General features: G+C 46.5%; 14 protein-coding genes and 1 other RNA gene. 14 read left to right on the top strand and 1 reads right to left on the bottom strand.

Annotation, left to right across the window (positions count from 1 at the left end; translation table 11 throughout):
• Positions 1–185: 185 nt before the first annotated feature.
• Positions 186–1340 (bottom strand): S8 family peptidase, encoded by a 1155-nt coding sequence (locus BLS69_RS31315; RefSeq protein ID WP_091039198.1) that lies wholly within the window; start codon positions 1338–1340, stop codon positions 186–188.
• Between the two features lie 462 nt (positions 1341–1802).
• Here BLS69_RS31315 and rpoE point away from each other — a divergent pair, with 462 nt between their 5' ends.
• The 14 genes from rpoE (at position 1803) to BLS69_RS31240 (ending at position 15122) form a co-directional block, all read left to right on the top strand.
• Positions 1803–2372: a DNA-directed RNA polymerase subunit delta gene (gene rpoE, locus BLS69_RS31305; protein WP_091039194.1), complete on the top strand. Its 570-nt coding sequence runs from the start codon at positions 1803–1805 to the stop codon at positions 2370–2372.
• 453 nt (positions 2373–2825) lie between these two features.
• A complete protein-coding gene (locus BLS69_RS31300; protein WP_076217010.1) occupies positions 2826–4430 on the top strand; it encodes a CTP synthase in 1605 nt (534 codons plus the stop codon).
• 230 nt (positions 4431–4660) lie between these two features.
• Entirely contained in the window at positions 4661–5047 is a 387-nt protein-coding gene (locus BLS69_RS31295; RefSeq protein WP_017691292.1) for a response regulator, read from the top strand.
• Positions 5048–5307: 260 nt separating this feature from the next.
• The gene (fba, locus tag BLS69_RS31290; RefSeq protein ID WP_091039193.1) at positions 5308–6162 is read left to right on the top strand and encodes a class II fructose-1,6-bisphosphate aldolase; all 855 of its coding nucleotides are present in this window, start codon (positions 5308–5310) and stop codon (positions 6160–6162) included.
• 147 nt (positions 6163–6309) lie between these two features.
• Positions 6310–7563, top strand: coding sequence for a UDP-N-acetylglucosamine 1-carboxyvinyltransferase (locus BLS69_RS31285; RefSeq protein ID WP_091039191.1), 1254 nt, complete (start codon positions 6310–6312; stop codon positions 7561–7563).
• Between the two features lie 465 nt (positions 7564–8028).
• Positions 8029–9354 carry a transcription termination factor Rho gene (gene rho / locus BLS69_RS31280; protein ID WP_036607258.1) on the top strand — a complete coding sequence of 442 codons (1326 nt, stop codon included), beginning with the start codon at positions 8029–8031 and terminating at the stop codon, positions 9352–9354.
• A 97-nt stretch (positions 9355–9451) separates the two neighbouring features.
• Positions 9452–10726: a radical SAM family protein gene (locus BLS69_RS31275; protein ID WP_091039190.1), complete on the top strand. Its 1275-nt coding sequence runs from the start codon at positions 9452–9454 to the stop codon at positions 10724–10726.
• 102 nt (positions 10727–10828) lie between these two features.
• Positions 10829–11026 (top strand): 50S ribosomal protein L31, encoded by a 198-nt coding sequence (gene rpmE / locus BLS69_RS31270; RefSeq protein ID WP_036607255.1) that lies wholly within the window; start codon positions 10829–10831, stop codon positions 11024–11026.
• 159 nt (positions 11027–11185) lie between these two features.
• An RNA gene (ffs, locus tag BLS69_RS31265) (signal recognition particle sRNA large type) lies at positions 11186–11453 on the top strand.
• Positions 11454–11627: 174 nt separating this feature from the next.
• Positions 11628–13373: a DNA polymerase III subunit gamma/tau gene (gene dnaX / locus BLS69_RS31260; protein WP_091039188.1), complete on the top strand. Its 1746-nt coding sequence runs from the start codon at positions 11628–11630 to the stop codon at positions 13371–13373.
• A 41-nt stretch (positions 13374–13414) separates the two neighbouring features.
• The gene (locus BLS69_RS31255) at positions 13415–13726 is read left to right on the top strand and encodes a YbaB/EbfC family nucleoid-associated protein (RefSeq protein ID WP_036607248.1); all 312 of its coding nucleotides are present in this window, start codon (positions 13415–13417) and stop codon (positions 13724–13726) included.
• Between the two features lie 35 nt (positions 13727–13761).
• The gene (recR, locus tag BLS69_RS31250) at positions 13762–14361 is read left to right on the top strand and encodes a recombination mediator RecR (protein ID WP_091039186.1); all 600 of its coding nucleotides are present in this window, start codon (positions 13762–13764) and stop codon (positions 14359–14361) included.
• A 231-nt stretch (positions 14362–14592) separates the two neighbouring features.
• Complete coding sequence (locus BLS69_RS31245; protein ID WP_091039252.1) at positions 14593–14820, top strand: DUF2508 family protein; 228 nt, start codon at positions 14593–14595, stop codon at positions 14818–14820.
• 32 nt (positions 14821–14852) lie between these two features.
• Positions 14853–15122 carry a pro-sigmaK processing inhibitor BofA family protein gene (locus BLS69_RS31240; protein ID WP_074092952.1) on the top strand — a complete coding sequence of 90 codons (270 nt, stop codon included), beginning with the start codon at positions 14853–14855 and terminating at the stop codon, positions 15120–15122.
• Positions 15123–15525: the final 403 nt, after the last annotated feature.

Below are 15525 nucleotides of genomic sequence, written 5' to 3'. Positions count from 1 at the left end.
GTACCCGGAGCTGAAGAAAACGAAATGCCTGGTCCAAGGTACACCAGCCTGCCCTTACATCACAGCGGGCGTAACCTAGTGTCTCAGCCGCTACGTAATACTCCCTCATGCGTACTGCCTGGGTCGGGCTATTGCGTTTCGCCACGAGCCTCAATCATGTTCTGCTGTCCGCTTGCAGAGCTGGCTCACTCCCCGCCCTCCTGCATTAGCTTTAGGGCATCAATCTCACCACCGCGCACCTTGCTTTTTGCGGTGGTGGTCTTGCGGGCGCGCAGCGGGATCGTAGCACGTTTGACGAGTGTCTTGATTTCGCTGGGGGATAACCCCGGATGTTTTGAAAGCAGCAAGGCGATAGCGCCACTCACATGGGACGTCGCCATGGATGTGCCGCTCATCTCGTGATGCTTGCCTTGTACCCAAGAGGAGACGATTTTATCACCGGGTGCATAGACATCCACATATGCGCCTCGATTGCTGAAGGACGCAATACGTCTGTTTTTGTCGGTTGCCCCAACGGATATGGTCTGCGGATACCTTGCCGGATAATCAATACTGCGGCGTTTGCCGTCATTTCCTGACGAAGCAACAATGACGATTCCGGCATGGTACGCACGGTTGACAACGTCAAGAAGCGCCTTGCTGCGTGTTTTCATGCCAAAGCTCATATTGATGATATCGACCTTGTTACGTACACACCAGTCGATGCCAAGTACAATGTCGGACACATAAGCCGATCCGTTGTGGTCAAATGCTTTCACCGGATAGATCAGGGAGCGTGGAGCAACACCAATCATGCCTGCGGTGCTGTTGGCTGCGGCGATGGTCCCTGCAATGTGGGTACCGTGTCCGTTATCATCATGAGGAAGCAGGCTACGGTTTAACAGATTGATTCCGCGTGCCAGGGAATAACGAAGATCAGGATGGTGATAATCAGCACCTGTATCAATCACACCGATTTTAATCCGGTGTCCGGTAGACACAGACCATACTTTGGGCGCCCGAATCTGCTTCACTCCCCAAGGTATGCCTTGAGCATTGCTCGGTTTGCTGTGGAGTGCGGTGGCATGAAGGGAGATAGGTACGTCTGCTTCAATCGTAATTTCATCCCTATAGCGGTATAGGTCCTCCGGGCGTTGGACTGGAGCGATAATGGAACGAGCCAGTCGCGAGGAACGGACAGCCCCAAGGTCGGTGAATTCATTCCGCATTCGAGACAATTCTACGAGACAGGCCTCGTACTGCTGCGGTTTGGCAAATCGGATCAAGTATCGCCCTCCCTGTTCTGGTTCAGGGCGTCGCATTCCGTCAATCAATTGATGCAATAAACCAGTATAGTCCATAATGGGCAGCCCCCTTCGGGATGAACATGCTGAGGTATTCTATGAATGCGCTCATCCCGCCGCATGGGGAACTTGCCCTTTTTTTACAAAAACACATTCTCTTCGTGTCAAAACGGGCGCAGGGACATATGATGGATGGAGAGCTAGAGGGCTCTTGCGGGGAACCTGGTGAGGAGTAATCCTCCAAGGGTATACAGTCAGAAGGCGGAGGGGACTCCGTCTTTTTTATTATGGAGTTGTCTCTTTGGCAAAAGAGGATATTCTTGTGGGTTCGATGTCACTTCACGTTGAATATATGGACATATTGTTGCTGCTCTCCGCATTTGCGTCGCATCCGTACATAAAAACTTGCTTTTTAACGCTAAATAGGTTTTACTTAGGTTTGTTAATGGATATGTTATACGTAACAGTCCAGTTCGTAGGGGTTAAAAAGTGAATTTTGTGTGAGAGGAAGTGTCTGCAGTGAGTACCTCGCTCAATTTGAAAATTGATAAAGAAAAGGTAAAAGAGATCCCTTTGGTGGACCTTGCCTTTATGGTGCTGAAAGCGGCTAATACGCCGTATTACTATCGTGACTTGATGAATGAGGTAGCGAAGCAGCGCGGAATGACTGATGAAGAAATCAACGAGTTTATCGCCCAGCTATATACCGAGATTAATATCGATGGCCGTTTTGCTTGCGTCGGTACAAGTCTGTGGGGCTTGAAGCGCTGGTATCCGGTAGCTGGAACAGAAGATTCCATGACGGGTGCGAAGCGTCCGCGTATCATCAACGATGAAGACGATGATCTGGAAGATGAAGACTTCGGTGAAGAAGAAGACAGCTATAACAGCGACGAAGACTTCGACAGCCCGGATAAAGACGAAGATGAAGACGAAGAAGATGAAGACGAAGACGACATCTTTGACGAAGAAGACAGCGAAGAAGAAGTGCTGGTTGAAGATGACGATCTGGAAGATGAAGACCTCGAAGAAGACGAAGAAGAGTCCGAAAACGAGGATGAATTTGACGACGATTCTGATAATCGGTAGTCATTTTTGACGTCTATAATTTACCCGTTTCCCCGGAATAGTCAGCCTTGACAGCAGACGGGGTAACGGGTAAACTATTGCATGGGCTTATGAATGAGCGACAATATATTTATGTTTTTTATAGAAGGTGCCCCGTCCTGCGGGAGTACTTTTTTTTGTATTTTTAGAGGCATAATTTTGCAAAATGATTTCTTTTCCGTATGCTCCCGGCCAACATTTCGTGGCCCGTTTTTGTATATCAAAAACACCAAATGGAATGAAGGCTACCGGAATATTTGCACCATTTTTTGCTGTAGAACAACGTGTATTTAAACCGTCTTCGCAGAAAGAGCAGTTCGCAGATGCAGGGAATTTCTGCCATTGCTCTTTTTAACGATGATTACCTGGGAAACAGGTTACGATAACACCATATATCGCCTGAATTTCTGTACTTATATTAGGAGGGTAATAACAGTGACAAAGTATATTTTCGTGACGGGCGGAGTTGTGTCCTCCCTGGGCAAAGGGATTACGGCTGCTTCTCTGGGCAGATTGCTGAAAAACAGAGGGCTTAAGGTAACGATCCAGAAATTTGATCCATATATTAACATCGACCCGGGAACAATGAGTCCTTATCAGCACGGCGAGGTTTTTGTAACGGATGATGGCGCGGAAACGGATCTGGACCTTGGCCACTATGAACGTTTTATTGATATCAATCTCTCCAAAAACAGCAACGTCACGACTGGTAAAGTATACTCTTCCGTCATCAGCAAAGAGCGGCGCGGGGAATATCTGGGCGGAACGGTACAAGTTATTCCACACATTACGAACGAGATCAAAGAGCGTGTATTCCGCGCTGGACGTGAAGCGGGTTCGGATGTGGTTATTACGGAAATTGGTGGAACAGTGGGCGACATTGAGAGTTTGCCTTTCCTGGAAGCTATCCGTCAGATCAAGAGTGATGTAGGTCGCGACAATGTGATGTACATCCACGTAACACTTATTCCTTATATCAAAGCAGCTGGTGAAGTGAAAACAAAACCAACGCAACATAGTGTTAAGGAATTACGCAGCATTGGTATTCAACCGAATGTGATTGTATGCCGTACGGAGTATGAATTGTCTAAAGACATGAAAGCCAAGATCGCTCTCTTCTGCGACATTGATGAGAATGCCGTGGTTGAATGTCGTGATGCAGACACCTTGTATCAGGTACCTCTGAACCTGCGTGAAGAAGGCTTGGATGAGATCGTGGTAAATCACCTGAAACTGACTACTCCTGCACCGGATATGAGCGAGTGGGAAGGGCTGGTTGACCGGATCAACAAGTTGGAGCATACAGTTGAGATCGCTATTGTTGGTAAATATGTAGCGTTGCATGATGCATACCTGAGTGTTGTGGAGTCGTTGTCTCATGCAGGATTTGCATCCAATGCTGATGTGAAAATCCGCTGGGTTCCTTCTGAAGATATTACGGATGAGAATGTAGGCGACCTGTTACATGGTATTGGCGGTATCCTTGTTCCTGGTGGATTCGGAGATCGTGGTATTGAAGGTAAAGTATCGGCAATCCGTTATGCTCGTGAGAAACAAATTCCGTTCTTCGGTATTTGCCTGGGTATGCAGGTTTCCGTTATTGAATATGCACGTTCCATCGTTGGTTTGAATGGTGCGAACAGCTCCGAGATTAATCCGGCTACCGAATTCCCTGTGATCGATCTGTTGCCTGAGCAAAAAGATATCGAGAATCTGGGTGGCACGATGCGTCTGGGTCTGTATCCTTGTAAGCTTCAGGAAGGTTCTTTGGCGATGGCTTGTTATGATGACGAGCTGGTGTATGAGAGACACCGTCACCGGTATGAGTTCAACAATGAATACCGTGAAACGATCGAAAAAGCAGGACTGGTTATCTCGGGTACATCCCCGGATGGACGTCTGGTTGAGATCGTGGAACTTCCAGGACACCCATGGTTCCTGGCGGTACAATTCCATCCGGAATTCACTTCCCGTCCGAACCGTCCGCAACCATTGTTCCGTGAGTTTGTAAAGGCTTCTCTGGAGAATGCGCAGAAGTAATACATGGTTTTAGTGTTAACGTAATAGATATTGGGGATGTTCCTGGCAACCATAGCGGATGCCAGAACATCCCTTTTTTTTTGTGTAAAAAGCAGATGGAAATGCTCTTTGTCATTTTGTGAAGGTAGCAGGATTTTAATGGAAGAGGTAGAATACTTATCATGACGACTATGGGATAGTTATCCAGATTCGATGATGTGCATGCTTTCCTAATTCTAGGAGGTTACAGAGTGGAAGATAAAAAAGTTTTGATTGTTGATGACCAGAATGGTATTCGAATCCTGTTAATGGAAGTGTTCAGCAGTGAGGGGTATAACACGTTTCAAGCACCCAACGGCAAGGTTGCTCTGGAGATTGTGAATAATGACAAGCCTGACCTGGTATTGCTCGATATGAAGATTCCTGGGATGGACGGTCTGGAAATCCTGAAGCATATTAAAGAAATTGATCCGGGTATCAAGGTGATCATGATGACCGCTTATGGTGAACTGGACATGATTAAGGAAGCCACGGATCTCGGAGCGCTCATGCACTTTACGAAACCGTTTGATATCGACGAGATGCGAGTGGCTGTGAATATGCAACTTCGTAATGGTACTGCCAATAAATGCAGCTGAATCCTGTTGATACAGGATTTTTTTGCGTGTAGAGAACATAGATAGTACTTGGTGGGAAAATGGGGTATTTCACTCCTTCATCCGGGGAATATTGGAAATGGGCAAGTTATAAAGCGGTGTCTATGAAAACTGTGCTGCAAAGCACAGCATTTTTGCAAATGCTTGTTTAGTATTTGACATGGGATGTGGTATAATAAGCCCGTATGTGATTTCGGCTAAAAACCATAGACACAACCCAAACCCCTAGGAGGATTGAAACCATGCCATTAGTATCTATGACAGACATGTTGAACAAAGCACTTGAAGGAAAATATGCAGTTGGTCAATACAACATCAATAACCTTGAGTGGACTCAAGCGATTCTTGGTGCTGCTGAAGAAGAAAAATCCCCAGTAATCCTGGGCGTATCCGAAGGCGCAGCGCGTCACATGGGCGGCTTCTACACTGTAGTTAAAATGGTAGAAGGACTCATTCACGACATGAAAATCTCCGTACCAGTTGCTATTCACCTGGACCACGGTTCAAGCTTCGACAAATGTAAAGAAGCGATCGATGCTGGATTTACATCCGTTATGATCGACGGTTCCCACCACTCTATCGATGAAAACATCGAAATGACTAAAAAAGTTGTAGAATATGCACACGCTAAAGGCGTTTCTGTAGAAGCTGAAGTAGGTACTGTAGGCGGACAAGAAGACGACGTTATCGGCGGAATCATGTACGCTGACCTGAACGAGTGTATCCGTATCGTTAAAGAAACAGGTATCGACACATTGGCACCTGCTCTTGGTTCTGTACACGGTCCTTACCATGGCGAGCCTAATCTGGGCTTCAAAGAAATGGAAGAAGTTCGTGACGCGGTACAAGTTCCACTCGTATTGCACGGTGGTACAGGTATTCCTAAACACGACATCGACAAAGCCATTTCCTTGGGTACATCCAAAATCAACGTAAACACAGAGAACCAAATTGCTTTCTCCAAAGTGGTTCGTGAAGTGCTTGCAGCTAAACCAGATGCTTACGATCCACGTACGTTCATCGTACCAGGCCGTGATGCAATCAAAGAAACCGTTAAAGGTAAAATTCGCGAGTTTGGTTCCAACAACAAAGCGTAACTTATCTTTACCAGTTCCATACTGTGAAATGGAAAAACACCGCCTAGCCGGTGTCTTTCCATTTTCACACCTTATTTCTACATCGGAAGCCATCAGCACGTATTGCCGTTCATCGGCTGCAAAACACGTAGGGGGACATTAAGCTTTATGGAAAAATTGATGATTAGTGGCGGACGTCCGTTACAGGGAACTGTAACTATAAGCGGCGCCAAGAACAGCGCCATTGCGCTTATTCCTGCAGCATTGCTTGCCGAGTCAGAAGTCGTGTTGGACAACCTGCCGCTTTTGAGTGACGTGGCGGTTTATGCAGAAATTTTGGAGGAACTCGGAGCACGTGTGACTTGGGAAGGCAGTCAGATGAAGATTGACCCTTCTGACATCAAATCCATTCCTATGCCGAATGGTCCCGTGAAGAAGCTTCGCGCTTCGTATTATATGATGGGTGCATTGCTAGGGCGTTTCAAAGAAGCGACCATAGGTTTACCAGGGGGCTGTAATTTTGAGCCTCGTCCAATTGATCAACATATCAAAGGTTTTGAAGCGCTTGGCGCAACCGTAACAAACGAACATGGCTCCATTCATTTGCATGCCAAAGAGCTGCGCGGAGCAAAAATCTATCTTGATGTAAGCAGTGTCGGCGCAACCATTAATATCATGCTGGCGGCTACTCGTGCCAAAGGCTCTACAATTATCGAAAACGCGGCTAAAGAGCCTGAGATTATAGATGTAGCAACACTTCTGAATTCCATGGGTGCCAGCATTAAGGGTGCAGGTACCGAAACGATCCGTATTGAAGGGGTCTCGGAGCTTAAAGGCTGCCGTCATTCCATTATTCCGGACCGTATCCAAGCAGGTACGTATATGATCGCTGCAGCGGCGACGCGCGGAAATGTTCTGATTGACAATGTGATTCCCAAACATCTGGAGGCTTTAACGGCAAAGCTGCTGGAGATGGGTGTTGGCATTGAAGAGTTAGATGAAAGTATACGTGTCATTGGTAAACCAAGTTATAACCACGTGGATGTGAAGGCACTTGTATATCCTGGTTTCCCAACGGATCTACAGTCACCCATGACCAGTGTTTTAACACAGGCAACCGGTGTGAGTGTCCTGAGCGACTTTGTATACAGTAATCGATTCAAGCATGTGCCTGAGTTGGTGCGGATGGGTGCAAAGATTCGAGTAGAAGGACGGTCAGCGATTATTGAAGGCAGTGCATTAAACGCGGCCAAAGTAAAAGCATCCGATCTTCGCGCTGGAGCAGCGCTGGTGATTGCAGGTCTCACCGTCAGTGAAGGTGTGACTGAAGTGACGGGGGTCGAATATATCGACCGCGGTTATGATCATCTGGTGACTAATCTGCGTCTGCTCGGTGCAGATGTATGGCGGGAAACTGATTAATAGGAAGCGTTATGCATGATTCAGTCATACACATGTTTATTTTAACTGAACTGCATATCTTTTCGATGATTAGGTAAACCTGTTTTAATAGAGTTCTCAGTCTCTCCGGCATAAGACGAAATGTTTCTGTTTCCTTTACCGGAGGGTCTTTTTTTGAATTAAACTTCATATGGCTGTAAGAACATCATTTCTCATCCCCAACCCCCGGTTTTGTTTGAACTGCGCTCCATAGCCGGTCTATCCGGATTGATCGCCTCAATGCATCGTTCACTCAATAGCGGATCTGGCCGAATGTTGGCCATCCCACCCGGAAACTTACACTCAAAGACAAGTATTTGCATTATAACGGTTACATTCCGTACAATGGACAGAAGGGATTGTGGCAGACGCCGCTCTCTATAGCCGGAACATCTAGCGAAACTATCCATTTCACACGGACTTATTAATTGAATAGGTGGTTATTATATGGATCTACAAATTTCCGATTTGGAAGAAATGAAACTAACGGACCTCTACAAACTGGCCAAAAAATATCAGATACCTTACTATGGTACGTTAAAAAAGAAAGAATTAATCTTTGCTATACTACGTGCACAAGCTGAACAAAGCGGCCTGATGTTCATGCAAGGCGTACTCGAGATTTTACCTGAAGGTTACGGATTTCTTCGGCCGATTAACTACTTGCCCAGTACGGAGGACATTTACATCTCAGCTTCTCAGATTCGCAAGTTTGACCTAAGAACAGGTGACCTCGTATCAGGTAAATGTAGAACGCCTAAGGAAAACGAGAGATACTTCGGTTTGTTGCAAGTCAACGCTGTAAATGGTGAGAATCCATCGGCGGCTGCAGAGCGACTTCACTTCCCGGCACTAACCCCACTGTATCCGCAGAAAAAACTGGTTCTCGAAACATCCCCCAACCATTTGTCCACACGAATTATGGATGTGCTCGCCCCGGTAGGATTGGGACAGCGCGGATTGATCGTAGCACCTCCCAAAGCGGGTAAAACGCTTCTCCTCAAAGAAATTGCCAACAGCATCTCAACTAACAATCCTGAAATTGAACTGTTTGTCCTGTTGATTGACGAACGTCCAGAGGAAGTAACGGATATGTCGCGTTCGGTAAAAGGGGAAGTTGTGGCTTCGACATTTGATGAACTGCCTGAGAATCATATCAAGGTGGCGGAATTGGTGCTTGAACGTGCGCTTCGTTTGGTTGAGGCTAAAAAGGATGTCGTTATCCTGCTGGATAGCATTACACGTCTTGCCCGTGCATATAACCTGGTTATTCCACCATCCGGTCGTACGCTTAGTGGTGGTATTGACCCAGCTGCATTCCATCGTCCGAAACGTTTCTTCGGTTCTGCCCGGAATGTGGAAGAAGGCGGAAGCCTGACCATCTTGGCAACGGCATTAATTGATACTGGATCACGTATGGATGACGTCATTTATGAAGAATTTAAGGGTACAGGTAATATGGAGCTTCATCTGGACCGTCGTCTGGCAGAGCGCCGCATATTCCCGGCGATCGACATTCGTCGTTCCGGTACACGTCGTGAAGAAGTGTTGCTCAGCAAGGAAGAGTTGGATACAATCTGGGCGATTCGTAAAAACATGAATGACTCCCATGACTTTGTCGAAGGATTCCTGAAAAAACTTCGTAACAGCAAGACAAATGCAGAGTTTTTGGCGGCATTTGATTCGGCTGGTAATAGCCCGACAAGCAATTCCGGGACAACAACAACCCGTCGCTCACCTAGACAGACAGCTACGTCAGGTACATCGACGTAAGTGTCGTTGGACTAATCAATTTCTTTTTGCAGCATTGCTGTAAATGTTACAATACACTCGTCGTTAGGTTTAACCCATTAGATGTGAGGAGAACATCATGTATTTAGTATACGCAGATGAAAAAGGTAATGTATTTGATCATCCTTCCCTGTACGGGCTTGCCCGCAGTGGAGATATGATCGTTGAGATTATGGAAGACGAACTCATCCCTTTGCCAGAGGGTGCAACGTTGGTTGGACTCCCGAGCACCCGGCCCATTGGTATGGACCCGGATACCGGCGAGATGTTGCCAATGCCAACGGACACACAGGCTGTAGGTGCATTGCTTCCACAGGGATTCACTCGTTTGTGTCTCCCTGGTTATGTGAAGACGGATAAAGAGTATAAATTGCCGTTATTCGGCTATTCCGCAGTAGTTTGGAAAGATGGCGGTTTCTATGTCACGGCTGCAAAGTCGGATAGTCCTGACCAATGGAACCCGCTGAACTGTGATCGGGATGATGTGCGTTCCGGGGTTAAACGGTTGACAGAGCAATATCCCGAGAACCGTCTTTATACCCATCTGTCCAATTGTGCGCTCGGATATGAATGTCTAACTTCGTCGAACACGTTCCTGAATCGTTGGGAAGGTGGAGTGCCGGTATCCTATTCTTGCAATGCGGGCTGCTTCGGGTGTATCTCCGAGCAACCGGATGATAGCGGCTTTGTTTCCCCGCAGACACGTATGAACTTCCGACCACGTGTGGATGAGATTGTTGAGGTTATGCTGGAACACCTGAAGACGCCAGAGTCCATTATTAGCTTTGGACAAGGTTGTGAAGGGGAGCCTTCCACGCAGGCCAAGCTGATTATTGAAGCAATTCGCGAAGTGCGTTCCGTAACCGACATGGGGTATATCAACATTAATACCAATGCCGGTCTGAACGATCACATTAGAGGTATTGTAGATGCTGGATTGGATCTGATGCGCGTAAGTACAATTAGCGCACTGGATGACCACTATAACGCCTACTATAAACCGCGTGGTTATACCTTAGCCAATGTTGAGAAATCAATGAAATACGCAGCGCAGCAGGGTGTATACACGTCCATTAACTATCTGATCTTCCCAGGCGTAACAGATCGTGAAGAAGAGATTGAGGCGATGATTGAGTTTGCGAGAAGAACCGATCTACGCTTGATTCAGATGCGTAATCTCAATATTGATCCAGAGAGCTATCTGGAATTAATTCCTCCTGCTCAAGGTGATATCCTGGGCATGAAGCAGATGATTGAGATTTTTGAAGACGAATTGCCTGATGTTGTGATCGGATCGTACACCCATGTTCCACCCGCTGGAATGGCACGTCCAAAACGGTTGATTACCTCTTAACAATAATGGATTGCAACAGGCACAAGGCCGTGTTATAATCTCAGGGTTGTGCCATTTACTCTGGGTCCGCTTGAGGCTCAGGGCGGAAAGAGGTGAAAGGTAATGAAAGAAGCAATTCATCCTAATTACACGATTGGTCAAGTATCTTGCGCTTGCGGGAATACTTTTGAGACAGGTTCGGTTAAAGACGGACTTCGTGTAGAGATTTGCTCCGCGTGCCACCCGTTCTTCACAGGTAAACAGAAGTTTATCGATGCTGGCGGCCGTGTTGATCGTTTCAAAAAGAAATACGGAATCTAATTGGACAATTCTTGGAGTTGTCTGCTAATTGCATCCAACACACCCCTGCTGATCTGGCAGGGGTTTTTATATGTTATTTTTATATGTTATATGTAAGCATAATCGCATTCACGTTCCTCTGGTTGCAATTTGGATAACCTTACGTTATACTATTTCTTACCGTGCTAGATGGGGAGGTAGCGGTGCCCTGTAACTCGCAATCCGCTATAGCGAGGTTGAATTCCTGCTAGAGGTTTTGCCGATGTGAGGTTTGGTCCCTAAACGTGGTGTTGACGGTTGGGTCCTCCGCAATGAGTACTCATGAACCTGGTCAGGTCCGGAAGGAAGCAGCCATAAGTGAGATCACTCTTGTGCCGGAGGGTTGCCTAGCCCGAGCTATTGTTCAGGGGTGCCACTTGGATCGCAAATATCGATAGCAGGTGCACGGCTTACCATTTAAATGTAGAGACCTTTGCAGTTGTATGTATGCAGAGGTCTTTTTGATATGTCTTAATAAACCACGCATGAATGAGTCAGATAAAGTTTGGATTCACCCTAGAATATAGTATAATAGGGGAACGACAAAGGACTCGAATGCGAAGTGGAAGGAAGGTAACGCATCATGGAGCATATCGCGTTATACCGGGCTTGGCGTCCCCAGTCGTTTCAAGATATGGTGGGGCAACAGCATATTATTCAGACCTTGCAGAACGCGATTCGTGAACAGCGGACTTCCCATGCCTACTTATTTAGCGGGCCCAGAGGAACGGGAAAGACAAGTGCCGCCAAGATTTTGGCCAAAGCTGTGAACTGCGAACGTGGGCCTGCGCCTGAACCTTGTAACGAGTGTGAAGCTTGCCGCAGAATTACGACTGGCGCTGTGATGGATGTGCAGGAGATTGATGCTGCATCCAATCGGGGCGTTGAAGAAATTCGTGATCTTCGGGAAAAGGTTAAATATGCACCAACCGAAGTCCGGCAGAAAGTCTATATTATTGATGAAGTGCACATGCTGACAACGGAGGCATTCAATGCTTTGCTCAAAACATTGGAAGAGCCACCGCCACATGTGATGTTTATTTTGGCAACAACGGAACCACACCGCCTTCCGGCTACCATTATATCGCGCTGTCAGCGATTTGATTTTCGCCGGGTATCCCTGGAAGAGCAGACAGCAAGACTTACACTGATCTGTGAACAGGAAGGCATGGAAGCTGACCAGGATGCGCTCCAATACATTGCCCGTTTATCGGACGGTGGAATGAGGGATGCACTTAGTGTGCTGGATCAGATCTCTTCATTTACGGATGGACGAGTAACGTACCAGCAGGTTATGGACATGACGGGTGGAATTGCTTCAGAGCAATTTGCCAAACTCGCTGCTTCGCTGCTTAAGGGTGATGTTGGTCATATTTTGCAGATGATTGAAGGTTTCATGCATGAAGGAAAGAGTGCAGACAAGTGCATGGAGAATTTACTGTATTATTTCCGTGATTTGCTTATGATTAAGATGGTACCTGATGCAGATAAACTGACGGACCGGGTACTTAATCCGGAGTCTTTCCGTGATATGGCGGAGTCATTCACCAGGGAACAACTGTTCCACATGATCGACACCCTTAATCGGTACCAGAGTGAAATGAAATATGCAGTACAACCACAGACATTATTCGAAGTTGCATTGCTTAAACTGTGTAGTATTCCAGCTCAAGGTGAGGCTTCTGTTCAGGTGGGAGCTTCAGCTCATGCAGCACCTGCCGATGGGGGAGAGATCAACCGCTTGAAGCAGCAGCTTGCTGAGTTGGAGAAGAAGTTGGATCGTGCACTGAAAAGTGGTTTGTCTGGTGGAGAAGGTGCATCGAGTGCTCCATCTCGTCCGGCAACAAGGGCCCCTGTATCGAGAGGCAACTCGCCTGCGAAGCTTCCTGCACAGTTGGATCAGTATGTTGCGCGCAAGGGAGCCCCTGAGTTCGCGGAGATCAGCAAAAAATGGAGTCAGATCCTGCAACGAGTGAAGGAAGAGCGGGTTACCGTTCACGCCTGGTTTGTGGATGGTGAGCCGGTATCATTGCTTGAGGACAATGTGTTGGTTGCTTTTAAAAACAACATTCACCGTGAAACAACGGAAAAGCAGGCCAACCGTGAAGTCATTGAGCGGGTGTTGTCCGAACAGCTTGGGCGTCCTGCGCGATTGGTGACGATGATGCTCAAAGATTGGACCGGAGCAATGGAGGGAGCTTCTGAAGCGCCAAAGGAGGACTTTAAGCTTGAACCTGAGCATGAAGACGGCGGTTCAGGCAACAAACAGCCTTGGATTGATGAAGCCATCCAGCTCTTTGGTGAGGACCTTGTAGTGATCAAAGAATAATGCGCATAGCGCGATAACCATAACAAAGGAGATGAACAATTATGAACAACATGAACCAAATGATGAAACAAGTGAAGAAAATGCAGGAGCAAATGCTGAAAGCACAAGAGGAACTGGCGGACAAAACAGTCCAAGGTACTTCTGGTGGCGGTGTAGTGACGGCTGAAGTTAACGGACACAAGAAATTGCTTGCTATCACGATCAAACCTGAGGCGGTAGATCCGGAAGATGTTGAAATGTTGCAGGATCTCGTTATGACAGCTGTTAATGATGCAATGGCCAAAGCCGATGAGATTGCCAACAAGGATATGGGCAAGTTCACAGGCGGCATGAATATTCCGGGATTATTTTAATTAAAAATTGATCCTGTCAAAGGAGACACAATCGATTGTATTATCCCGAACCAATAGCCAAGCTGATTGATGCCTTCACCCGGTTGCCGGGTGTGGGTCCCAAGACGGCAGCGCGTTTAGCTTTTCATGTGCTTAACATGAAGGAAGAAGACGTTATCGATTTTGCCAAAGCGCTCGTAAGTGTGAAGCGTAATCTTCATTACTGTTCTGTATGTTGTAATATCACTGATACGGACCCGTGTCGCATCTGTCAGGATAAGTCCAGGGATGTCTCTGTAATCTGTGTAGTTCAGGATTCGAAAGATCTGGTGGCCATGGAGCGCACCAAGGAATTTGATGGATACTATCATGTGTTACAGGGCGCGATTTCACCTATGGAGGGAATTGGCCCAGACGATATTCGGTTGAAGGAACTCCTGGTTCGACTAAGTGATGAACGTATAAAAGAGATCATCTTAGCGACAAACCCCAATATTGAGGGTGAGGCTACAGCGATGTACATCTCCCGGTTGGTGCGTCCGTTTGAGATCAGTGTGACCCGGATTGCGCATGGATTGCCTGTAGGTGGCGATCTTGAGTATGCGGATGAAGTGACCCTTTCCAAAGCATTGGAAGGGCGCAGGGAGATGCGTTAGTGTGATCAATTTGTATTACGTAGCGGACTTCCTTGGAAACTTCGGATGCTAAATAAGTTTCGATGTGTAAAGAGAGCCTTAGGGCTCTCTTTTTTTGTGAAGAAAATGAATGCCCAAGTTCTAAGTTTGTCCTTTCCCTGATAAGTATGAGAATAGCTGTGTTGATCAGGAGGGGGAGAGTTTATGTTTTTGTGGCGAAATACACGGAACTCGGTAGAGAAACACAACAGAATGTTGAAGGAACTTGAGGCGGATCAGATCTATGCAGATATTCAGTTGGCTAAGCAGGAATGGGAACGGGCTATGAGACAGTTTGAAGATGCACAGGGACAGGATGAGATTGATTATGCCATTTATGTATTGGAGGCAGCTGAGCGGAAGTACCAGATCCACTTGAGAAGAGCAAAGCGAGCCAGAGCGAATGATGATGTTACATCACAGCGAGGGATTAGTATGTAGTCGCGTTTACATTAAATACGGAGGTGTAACATATGAAGAGTATCATACTGGGAAGTGTATTGGTTATATCATTACTGGGGCTTATCGTTGTTTTATTCAGAAAGCGGATAGGCTTATCGTTTTTTACGTCATTCGGAATTCATCTGGTGCTGGCTGCAGTAGGGATATATATCGTGAATTATTCCGGCTGGATTACAGGAACCTACATCCCGCTGAACCCTGCAACGATAGGGACTGTAACTGTTTTGGGATTGCCAGGTGTGGGGTTATTATTAGGGTTAAAAATTTCTTTGTTCGGATAGTTGACTCGCAGGATATTTATATGGTACATTATATCTCGTTGCTTTGCTTGCTTGGTTGGATGCTTTAGATGAAATGAAGGAGTTCATTACGAACTTTGAAAAAGAATTTCAAAAAAACACTTGACCAAAACAAACGAAGTATGATATATTATAAAAGTCGCCGCTGAGAGAAAATGGTGACGAAAAAACGAGTTTGATCTTTGAAAACTGAACAACGAGTGAGTAAACATTCTGCTTGCAGAATGAACGCGAAAGTTGGAAACAAGCCTTGGCTTGGATCCACTGGAGCACAAATGAGATTTTTAATCTCGTCAGATTCAAAATGAGCTTATCGCTCTTTTCAATACTTTATTGGAGAGTTTGATCCTGGCTCAGGACGAACGCTGGCGGCATGCCTAATACA

This window comes from Paenibacillus sp. CF095 (genome assembly GCF_900101225.1).
Lineage (GTDB): Bacteria > Bacillota > Bacilli > Paenibacillales > Paenibacillaceae > Paenibacillus.
The sequence above is the reverse complement of the archived record's forward strand: the minus strand, read 5'-3'. Positions and strand labels throughout refer to the sequence as shown.